Source organism: Nostoc sp. WHI, assembly GCF_015714725.1.
In the GTDB taxonomy this organism is placed as follows: Bacteria; Cyanobacteriota; Cyanobacteriia; order Cyanobacteriales; family Nostocaceae; genus Nostoc.
The window spans coordinates 1-10,112 of record NZ_WBKM01000161.1 but is presented as its reverse complement, the minus strand read 5'-3'; the positions used below and the strand labels follow the sequence as shown (position 1 = coordinate 10,112).

Annotated in this window: 8 protein-coding genes; all 8 read left to right on the top strand. The window is 41.0% G+C overall.

The genetic code is table 11. The annotated features are described in order from the left end of the window. Nucleotides 1–2,730: hypothetical protein (locus tag F8S12_RS17225; RefSeq protein ID WP_196517360.1), on the top strand; the 2,730-nt coding region annotated here is incomplete at its 5' end. Further along, nucleotides 2,731–3,438, top strand: coding sequence for a hypothetical protein (locus F8S12_RS17220; protein ID WP_196517359.1), 708 nt, complete (start codon nt 2,731–2,733; stop codon nt 3,436–3,438). It abuts the gene before it with no gap. Nucleotides 3,439–3,533: 95 nt separating this feature from the next. Further along, nucleotides 3,534–4,643 (top strand): hypothetical protein, encoded by a 1,110-nt coding sequence (locus F8S12_RS17215; protein WP_230968067.1) that lies wholly within the window; start codon nt 3,534–3,536, stop codon nt 4,641–4,643. Nucleotides 4,644–4,751: 108 nt separating this feature from the next. Next, complete coding sequence (locus F8S12_RS17210; protein ID WP_196517358.1) at nt 4,752–5,546, top strand: hypothetical protein; 795 nt, start codon at nt 4,752–4,754, stop codon at nt 5,544–5,546. Beyond that, entirely contained in the window at nt 5,543–7,087 is a 1,545-nt protein-coding gene (locus F8S12_RS17205; protein ID WP_196517357.1) for a TrbI/VirB10 family protein, read from the top strand. The genes F8S12_RS17210 and F8S12_RS17205 overlap by 4 nt, the downstream gene beginning before the upstream one ends. Further along, nucleotides 7,084–7,830, top strand: a complete 747-nt coding sequence (locus F8S12_RS17200; RefSeq protein ID WP_196517356.1) for a hypothetical protein — start codon at nt 7,084–7,086, stop codon at nt 7,828–7,830. Before F8S12_RS17205 ends, F8S12_RS17200 begins: the two co-directional genes overlap by 4 nt. Continuing rightward, nucleotides 7,827–9,026 (top strand): hypothetical protein, encoded by a 1,200-nt coding sequence (locus tag F8S12_RS17195; RefSeq protein WP_196517355.1) that lies wholly within the window; start codon nt 7,827–7,829, stop codon nt 9,024–9,026. Before F8S12_RS17200 ends, F8S12_RS17195 begins: the two co-directional genes overlap by 4 nt. Nucleotides 9,027–9,028: 2 nt before the next feature. Then, on the top strand, nt 9,029–10,112 hold a 1,084-nt coding region (locus F8S12_RS17190), incomplete at its 3' end, for a type IV secretory system conjugative DNA transfer family protein (RefSeq protein WP_196517354.1).

Below are 10,112 nucleotides of genomic sequence, written 5' to 3'. Positions count from 1 at the left end.
TTTGAAGATATTATCCATTTAGCGGGCATTTGTGACCTCAACTTAGGAGATAGGCAGGGTGTAGGCGCATTAATTCTCAAAAAAGGTGAAAATATTCAAATCAAATTCTGCTTTGATTGTTTAGGGATTCATCCGAATTTAGAATCATCGCAAATGCTGCCGCTCTTTGAGGGCATAGAAGCGGGACTAAAAGAAATTCCCGAAGGCGAAAGCCTCACAATACACTTAGGGTCTTTTACCTCGGATTATTATAGACAAAAGGAACTATCTTCTTTAGAGTCAACTTGCTCTCTTGAGGCGTTAAAGCTATTGATTCGTAGTGAAAGATTGCGAGTTAAAGAATTAACTCAAAGTGGCACTAGAAAAAATAAGTTTCTCAGGCTATGGTGTACGTACACTGTTGTTTCTGATGATGAACGTTCTCATGATTTTATCGAATCGATTATCAGAAAATTAGAAAAAGGTTGGTTTTCTTTTACTGGAGAAATTCATGCCCATAATAATACCAGAATTGAAAATATCCTCCAAAATTCCTTTAGCAATGGCTTTTTGCAATGGTCAGCCATACTAAGTAATAAAATGAAACTTGGGATTAGGGTGCTGAGTGCCCAAGAAATATGGGAAATAAATTGGCAGCAATTCAATCTGTCATCGCCACCAGCAATTCCTAATCCTCTAAAGATAGATTCCGCCAATGGACTAGTAGAAGCTCAAACTAGTGATTTTCACATCCGCCACCAGATGTTAGAGAATGAGGAGTCTGTGCCATTCTTTGATAGGAAATGGGTAAAAATCCAAAATAAATATATTGGGGCGCTCAACTTCAGCCAAAAACCAGGGGGCTGGTATGACGAACAAGCTCAATTACGTTATTTGTGGGAATTAATCTCTAGAGATAGTATTTATGATACAGAAATTATTTGTCAGCTAACAAAGGCAAATCAAGCTATTTCTAAAACAAATCTTCAACGCATTACCAAACAATCAATTACCAGCACTTCTTTATCTACAGATAAAGGAAATATTGATGTCAAGTCGGGGATGAATATTGAGTCGGCTGTAGAGGCGCAGAAGACAATATATAAAGGGAGTGTAGTTGTGCATACCGCAACAGCTTTTCTGGTTCACCGCCCAACCCCACGGGAATTAGACGAAGCTTGCCGATATCTTGCCAGCTATTTTTTGCGTCCGGCGGTAGTTGACCGAGAAATAGAATACGCTTGGAAGACATGGTTGCAGTGTTGCCCATTTGTTTGGGAACCACTGTTAACCAAGCCTTTTAACCGCAGACTGCCATATTTTAGTTCGGAAGCACCAGGGCTGATGCCATTGATCAGGACTGCCACAGGCGATCGGACTGGGTTTGAGCTAATCGCAGAAGAAGGGGGCACACCAGTACATCTAGACTTGTACCAGAATCATAAGAATTTGGCAGTCTTCGGCGCAACTCGTTCAGGTAAATCTGTGCTGGTGGCAGGTATTCTTACCCCGGCACTTGCACAAGATATTCCGGTAGTGGCACTAGACTATCCCAAGCCAGACGGGACATCCACTTTCACCGACTACACCAATCTGCTGGGTGAAGATGGTGCTTACTTTGACATCTCCAAAGAATCAAACAATCTTTTTGAACTTCCTGATTTGCGCTCCCTGGATGCAGAACTGAGAAATGAGCGATTGAACGATTTTAAGGAATTTCTCAAATCAGTGCTGATGACAATGGTGATCGGGACGAGCATGATTGGTGTCAGCCCAACGATTACCACCAATATTGAGTCAATCATTGCCCTGAGTTTGAAAACATTTTTTAATGATGATGAAATTAAATCACGCTACAAGTTAGCAATACAAAATGGATTTGGAACTCAATATTGGAGCGAAACTCCGACGCTCAAAGATTTTTATAATTTTTGTTCTCCAGCTTTCATACAATTAGATTCTATTGCTAGTAAGAGTCAAGAGATTTCCGAAGCCTTACAGCAAATCAGGCTGAGAATAAATTATTGGTTGAGTACCAGGGTAGGACAATCAATCTCACGCCCATCCAGCTTTAGAACTAATGCCAAATTGTTAGTATTCGCTTTACGTAATTTATCGAGTGAAGCTGATGCTGCCATACTCGCTCTTAGTGCCTATGCTGCTGCATTACGTCGCGCATTATCATCAAAAGCCAGCATCTTCTTCCTTGATGAAGCACCAATTTTATTCCAATTCGATGCGATAGCTGACCTGATTGGGCGATTGTGTGCCAATGGTGCGAAGTCTGGTATCCGCGTCATCATCTCTGCCCAAGAACCAGAGACTATATATCAGAGCAAAGCTGCACAAAAGATATTTGCCAATATCACTACACGTTTAGTAGGCAGGATTCAATCATCAGCTGTTGACCCGTTTATTGTCCGCTTTAAATATCCTACCGAAATCATCAGGGTCAATAGTACAGAAGCTTTTTATCCAAAAAAGGAGGGGATTTACTCTCAGTGGTTGCTTGATGATAACGGCAAGCTAACTTTCTGTCGCTATTATCCCGCTTACTGTTTATTAGCCTCAGTTGCTAACAATCCAAGCGAGCAAGAATTCCGCAGTTTGTTTCTCAAACACTATCAAGATAATCCTCTGCTTGGGTTAGTCAAATTTAGTGAGGATTATATCAGAATGATTCGGGGGGAAGAGTTATCAGACTTGGCTAAACTTATGCTTTCAAAATCACATACAAGGCAGGTAGCTTAAATGAAAAAGCGGACAATTGGGGTAATACTTTCTGCTACAGTTGGCAGTTTCTTTATTGCTGCACCTAGTTATGGTTTCAATATCAACGATTTTTTTAGTTTTATCGTATCGGATCTTCAAGGAGAAGTTTCGGAAATTCAAGCATGGGCTAAGGATGAGATTAACAGTGCTTGGGCAGACATCAAAGAAAACGCGGAAGCTGCAATTGATAGTTCTATCGGACAATTGGGTGCGCCTGACCCAATTGCTTCGGCTGATCAATTGAAGGATTCACTTAAGGACGATTATTCTTATCCCGTTGCTCAACAAAACGCACAAGAACTAGAACGTCAACTTACTTTGGCTTCTGTCGCTAGCGTCGTCAGCAAAGATGGGCAACAAAAAACTCAAGCCAAGATTGATACTACTGCACAAATCGCCCAGCAAGCAAAAGATATTTCTGATGAAGCTCAGAACATGGATGCTTCTCAAAACGTTCTCAAAGCGATCGCCGCTCAGAACGGCTTAATTGTGTCAATGTTGGCACAGCAGCGTACTGATTCTTTATCAGCCCGACAAGACAATGCTTACTCTAACTTGATGCTGACGCAAGTGGCAGATCATCTTGATTCCCAACGGAAAAAGCAGAACTCCGAAGAAGATGGCAGATTGTCTCTACTACATGAAGTCGTACTTAATGCACGGCTAGATCCTACTTTTAAGGAATAAGAGTTATAAGTGCGCGGATACAAAAAGTCATCCACGCACCATAGTTACTGCAAGTTTGTATTTTCAGCACCCCAGCATTCAGGAGAATTTTGCACATGTCCCATTTGTACTATTTATTAGGACAAACATCTGGCGGTCAACTGGCCGAGGAAGCAAACAATAATGCAATCGCTGTTGCCGAAGGGTTTAACCAATTGTGGGAGCGAACTATAAGCGGTGAAGTTTACAGAAATATGTGTACTGTTGGTACTTTATTCGCTGTGGCTACGTTAACTTTTTTCATAGTTGAATGGACAAAAAAGATGATGGCTCTTGAAGAGCAACGGGCTTATACCGATTTTATTTGGCCTTTAATAGTTGTCCTTCTACTAAGTAATAACGGGAGTCTTTTGGGAGAATCAACTTTAGGTATTAGGAACTATATTAACAATGTAAATACATTACTTCTTGGGACTACTGCTGCTGGGCTAGACCTGAGAGAAGCATACGAAAAAGCGCTTGGCACCGAAGCAGCACGTAGTGCGATTGGTGTGATTATTAACAGGTGTCAAAATTCGTCTTTGAGTCAGCAAGAGCAGATAGAATGTCTTAATAAAGCACAGCAAGACTTAAAAGAGAAATATCCAGATAAATTTGGTGCTGACGGACTGTTCTCTTGGTTTACCGATGCGATTGATGGTGCTGTTGATGCTTTCAATGATGTCAATAAGGGCAAGGCAAATGGACTAGATTTAATATTCTCTCCCATAAATGGCTTTATCGGTTCTGCCATAACAGACATTGTTACTATAATTTTAGTTGGGATGAACGGAGCTTACCAGTGGGGAATTGAATTAACCATGCTAGTGACAGCACTCCTTGGTCCAGTAGCGGTTGGTGGTTCTTTATTGCCCTACGGAGCTAAGTCTATTTACACTTGGTTAGTGGGATATTTCAGCGTAGGTTTTGGAAAACTCTGCTTCAATATCATTATTGGATTTGCTGGACAATTAGTAGCTGATTCTAAAACTTATCAACCAATGTTCTTCCTGTTTACTATTGGTATAATTGCCCCATTTTTGAGTGCAGGTTTAGCGGCTGGTGGCGGAATTGCTGTCCTTACTCAAATTAATAAAGCTGCTGAAACTTATAGTTCAATTTCAATTGAAGTTGCTAAAGGTTTAATTACCAAAGGTGGTAGCTTAGTTGGGAAAATGGCTAAGTAAGCCTACAAAGTTAATTTTTAAAAATACGAATCGCATAGCTTGCTTCTCTAAAGGGGTACTGCAAATTGTGAATTGATGTGCCCCCTACAACCTGTTTCTTATATGCTTATGCTGAATCATAAAAAAGCTTCTTCTGCTAATAAAGAGCCATTGCAACTGCTCAGGTATAATCAATCAGTACCAACGAGAGTAGGAATAATTTCTCTAGTTGGTTTTTCAATGGCTGCGTTTTCTCTATTGTTACAGTTCCTTAATTATGGAGCGGTTTCTCTACTAAATCAAAAGCAATTAGCCCTGGTGCAATTATCATCAGGTGAGACGATTTCCGCTAGGGCAGTAGACCCAGGGAAACGCTCTGATGAAGTGATTAGAAAGTTTATTTCTGATACCTTCATTAAGATGTTTAATTGGGATGGGATAGTACAAGCTTTCAATGAGAAAGGTGAGCCGATAACTAAGCAAGATACTGGGGTAGAAGTAGGCAAAATTAATAATAAATCTAATAGCCGAGTCACAAGTAAAGCTTATGATGCTGCCTTTGCTTTGAGTGAAAATGGAGGATTTAGAGCCGCATTTCTGAAAAAATTAGCCTCAATTACTCCGACGAGCATATTTAATGGTGATACGCAAGTATCTTTAATCCCTAGATTTATTTCACAGCCACGGCAACTCAGAGATCGCAAATGGGAAATAGATTTTATTGGTACGCTCGTAACTTTTGAACGTAGTGATAATTCAGGCAAAGGGATTACTTTTAATAAAACCATTACACTTTCATCAATTTCTAATCCAGAGTATATCCCAGCTAATACTAGCGAACTAGCTAAGAAAATCTATGCCACCCGGAAAGCCGGATTAGAAATTACCGAAATTGTCGATTTAGATTTGGGCAAAAGAAAATGAGTGAAGAGAATAATAAAAATGGGTCTGTATCGACTTTAGAGGATTTGCTCTTAATTGATGATAGTAATAAAACTAATGGTAATAAAGCAGCAGAACCGGAAAGTTTATTAGTAGCGACCAAGCACACATTTGTCACTTCTCCTTGGTCAAGACTAGCAATAATTGCTGTCCCTTTTGGAGTTGGATTTTTAGCTATATTTTTGATGCTCAATGGAGTGTTTAATCCCGCACCAACGCCAAAATCTGCACTTAAAACAATCCAGGAAACCCCAACTACTGAACAAGCAGGGCAAAGTGATGAGGGAGACGGTGATGCGCGTGCAAAACTAGCTCTGTCGGATCAAGAAGATGAGTTAGGTCGCATTAACAAAAATAAAAAAGACCAACCAGCGCCAGTACCAGTTTCTCAAACTGAAAAGGTTGTGCCATCTAGCCCACCATCTCCACGACCAGCGCCACGTCCTGTTGAAAATACACAACCACGTCGCGTAACTCAGACTGCACCACAACTAATTAGAACCTACACTCCGCCACCAACACGCACAAGTTTTTCTTCAAGACCCTCTATATCTGCACGGACACTCACACCCCTAGATCCCCTTGAACAATTGAACAAACTCCGCAGCATCGGTTCTTACGGCAAAATCGCGTACACCGAAACTAGCACCAGTAAACAATCTTCATTAGATCCGGATCAAGCTCAAGCATTTCAAAATCAACCGAATGAACAAACAGATACAAATAATCTTGACCAAACCACGCCGCAAAACTCAAGGGACTCGATTGAAAAGCTCCGCTCCAGGTGGCAAGCAACTTCTAAAGTTAACAAAATTACTTTAGCTAACAATTATTTACCTCAAGAAAGCGAAATTCTCCAAGGTAAACAAACTCGTTATTTGACAGTTGGCTCATTTGCTAGTGGTGTGATTGTTACCCCATTAGTTCAAACCACAGTTAATAGTTCAGAGCAGACACAAACTTCTAATAGCAATAGGTCTGTTGCTAGACTGCAAGAGGATTTACGCGATAACTATGGGCAAGTGGCAATCCCGAATGGTACAACGTTTGCAGTCGAGTTAGCTTCGGTTGATGGCGGCAGTTACGCTGTCGCTTCTGTTCGGGGCATCATCAAAGATAATACAGAATATCCTATTTCAGCGGGTGCGATTTCCGTGACTGGGGAAGGTGGTAGACCCTTGATAGCTCGAAGATTTCAGGACAGGGGTGGCGAGATTGCCCGTAGTGACTTGTTTAGTGGCGCTGTGTCTGCATTAGGGAAGGTTGGGGAGATTATGAACCAACCGGATAGTGAAGAAGAAATTCTTGATGAATTTACAGGTAGAATTCGTAGACGTAGTAGTGGCAATCAGCGCAATCTCACTGGTGCGTTAATATCAGGTTTTTTTGGTAACATCAGTCAAAATCTTAGTGAACGCAATCAACGTGCTACTCAAGAAATTACTTCTCGCCCTAATATTTGGTACATAGAAGCGGGTACTAAAGTGACCATTACAGTTAATCGTTCTCTGGAGTTGCCATGAAAAAGTTTTTGATTGGTATACCGTTGGGTCTAGCATTTGCTTGTGTACCACTATCCACAATTGCCGCCCCAGTCGTTCGCACCATCAAACAAACTCAAGCTAGTGGTACGACTGCCAAACTACAAACTATCAACGTTTGGAATGGTCACGGGGTAGCAATTTCTTTCTATGAAATTGGCGAGACAATTAAAAAGGTTTGGTTAGACGATCCATCGCAAATCCTGCTTGACACAGATGGTTGCTTATCGGGACTGGATCAGAACTGCCCTAATCCTGGCGCTGGATTGATTCATTTACGGCGGATCAAGAGAGTAAACATTCCCGGAATACCGCAAACATCGGCAACTCTATTAACAGTAGTTACACAGTCATCCTCTGGTGAACGCAAGACTTACAGTTTTCGACTAGCAACAAGTAATGGCACTCCTAAATATAGTCAGGTGACGATCCTTCTTGATGTGGCACGAGAACAAACAGCCCCGAAACCTCAATTGCAATCATTAGTTAAAACACAGCAAACAATTAACCAAATTCGAGGCGGTATTGTTGTAGCTATTAAAAGTGGATGGATGAATCAGCAAGATGAACTACATCAACGATTGCAAAAGTTAATTGGTTATTTACAAGCAGGTGATGACATTTCTACTGCTGCTAACAAGGCTTCTGTCTCTCAAGACTTAGTTAATAAATTAATTGCTTTGAATAATACTTCTGATAATTTAACACAAGGTAATGGCTTATGAAATCATCTTTACGGCTCAATGATAACGCCTTACGTTACTTCATTTTCTTTGGTTTAGTAGGTAGTTTATTGATTCATAGTTTCATAAAATATGGGCTATTGAACTCTTTTGTAGGCTTTTTGCTGCCCAAGGCTTCTGCACAAGTACCCATTGTAAATTCAGCTAATGGGTTTACTCCTGATTGGTCGCGCTTGAGTTTTAGTGACATGATTATTTCTCTTAATGGCAGTGTTACCTACCCAGGCACAAGAGGTACAGAAACTAGAACCTGGACGGCAGGGCAAAGCATTAGCGAGTTTATGGAACTAGGGGATTTTGAAACACCTCAATTAGCAATAGAAAATTTAAATCTCTCAACCATAGCTTCAGTACAAGGAATCAATTTAAGTGGGTTAAGATTAGATGATTTTCAATTAACAAGATGGCAGACCTTGCCAAATTTGGTCAGAGCTGTTCCTAATTTGGGTAACAGAAACGTTAATAGTGTTATACCGATCCGTGATTTTGCGAGAAGATTTGGCATTAATGGCGGTACAATCGCTGATCTGGGCCGTTATGACAATTTAAGTAATGTTCAACTTGGTCGAGTAATTAATTTAAGAAATTATCCTTTGACATCCATTTCTAATATCCAGAACGCATCAATAAATCGCTTTGCCAATTGGCAAGACTCCAGAATTGATGGTATACCGGGATTATCAACACTCACCTGGGATAATTTACCGGGGTTGAGAACACTTGACCTTTCATTTGTTGCCAAAGTTGATCTGCCATTGGGAGATATTGAAGCTAACCGTACCCGCTCCATATCTGGTAGCTATCAAGATGGCTTTAATGTTCCTTGTCTCCAAAATAATTGCGCTCATACAGAAATGTCCGGCATTGGTGAGACTACTGGAACACAGTGGATATCCGGGAAATTCCAAAAGGTTAATGGTGGATTTGGCATTTTAAAAGCTCTTAATGATGGTAAAGAGCCTACTGGTCGAAACCCCTTTGGCTCCAGCTTTAAGCAAGTAGTTTGGAATATTGATGAAGCAAGTGGTTCTGTCGAGACTGCTATGTTTTTCCGCATCTGCAAAACTATACCCTTCATTGGTCGCACTTGCAGTCCCTACTTCATTGGGCCTGTGCCTTTTATTGAGTACCGAGAGAAAGACCCTATCGTTCTTGGTCAACCTAATTCTCTACCTTAAATATGAGCAAATCTTTCAAAATAAATAGCGCTAATCCTCAAGGATTTCGATTTGAGCAATTACAAAATCCTGATGACGCAATTGGCAATTATACTCATCAATTATTCACTCCCAATGGACTAACAGTTTTATCCTTGCTTGGCGCTTACATTTTAATGAGAGTATTTTTTGGCGACTCTAACAAGAAGAAAATTGCTACCTCTTATTGGGGTGGAGCTAAAGAAACTGCTACTGCTCAGAAAAAAGCCATCTTGCAAATCGCCAATCCCCAATGTGATAGTGCTGCACTTTACATTGGTAAACATCAGGAAAAAGGTGGTGGCGCTACTTTCTATATCCCTGATGTGCAACGAGGTACGGCAGTCATCGGCGCTCCTGGTAGTGGTAAAACATTCAGCGCCATTAACCCGATGATTTACTCGGCAATTGATCAGGAATTTCCATGTATAGTTTATGACTTCAAATACCCATCTCAAGCGAAAGTTGCTGCCTATGCCAAATACAAGGGCTATGATGTTCACATCTTTGCACCGGGATTTCCTGAATCTGAAGTCTGCAATCCTTTAGATTTTCTTCGGGATAGTAGTGATGCCGAATCGTCCCGACAAATTTCCACTGTCATCAATAAGAATTTCCGACTTCTGGGCAATTCAACTGAAGATGGTTTCTTTGGCCCATCCGGTGATCAGCTGACTCAGGCAATTCTAATGTTAGCTAAAGAATTTGGCGATTACGCCGATGTCATGACTTGCGCCGCGATACTTTCTAGCGAACAAATGGTCAAACGCCTCATGGCTGCTTCTCTCAATCCTTGGGTAAAAATTGCCTTTGGGCAACTGTTCAGTTCTGCTGCATCTGAAAAGACTGTTGCAGGCATTGTTGCAACTGCCAGTATTATGTTTACTCGCTTTATGGCCAAAAACACACTAGGCTGCTTCATTGGAAAGACGACTTTACCTTTAGAAATTAAAGGTAAGCAAATGATTATCTTTGGGTTGGATAGAGAGCGCCGAGATGCAGTAGGGCCTCTCATGACCAGCATTTTACACATGACCATCGCCCGTAACATTGCCAAAAAACGAAAAG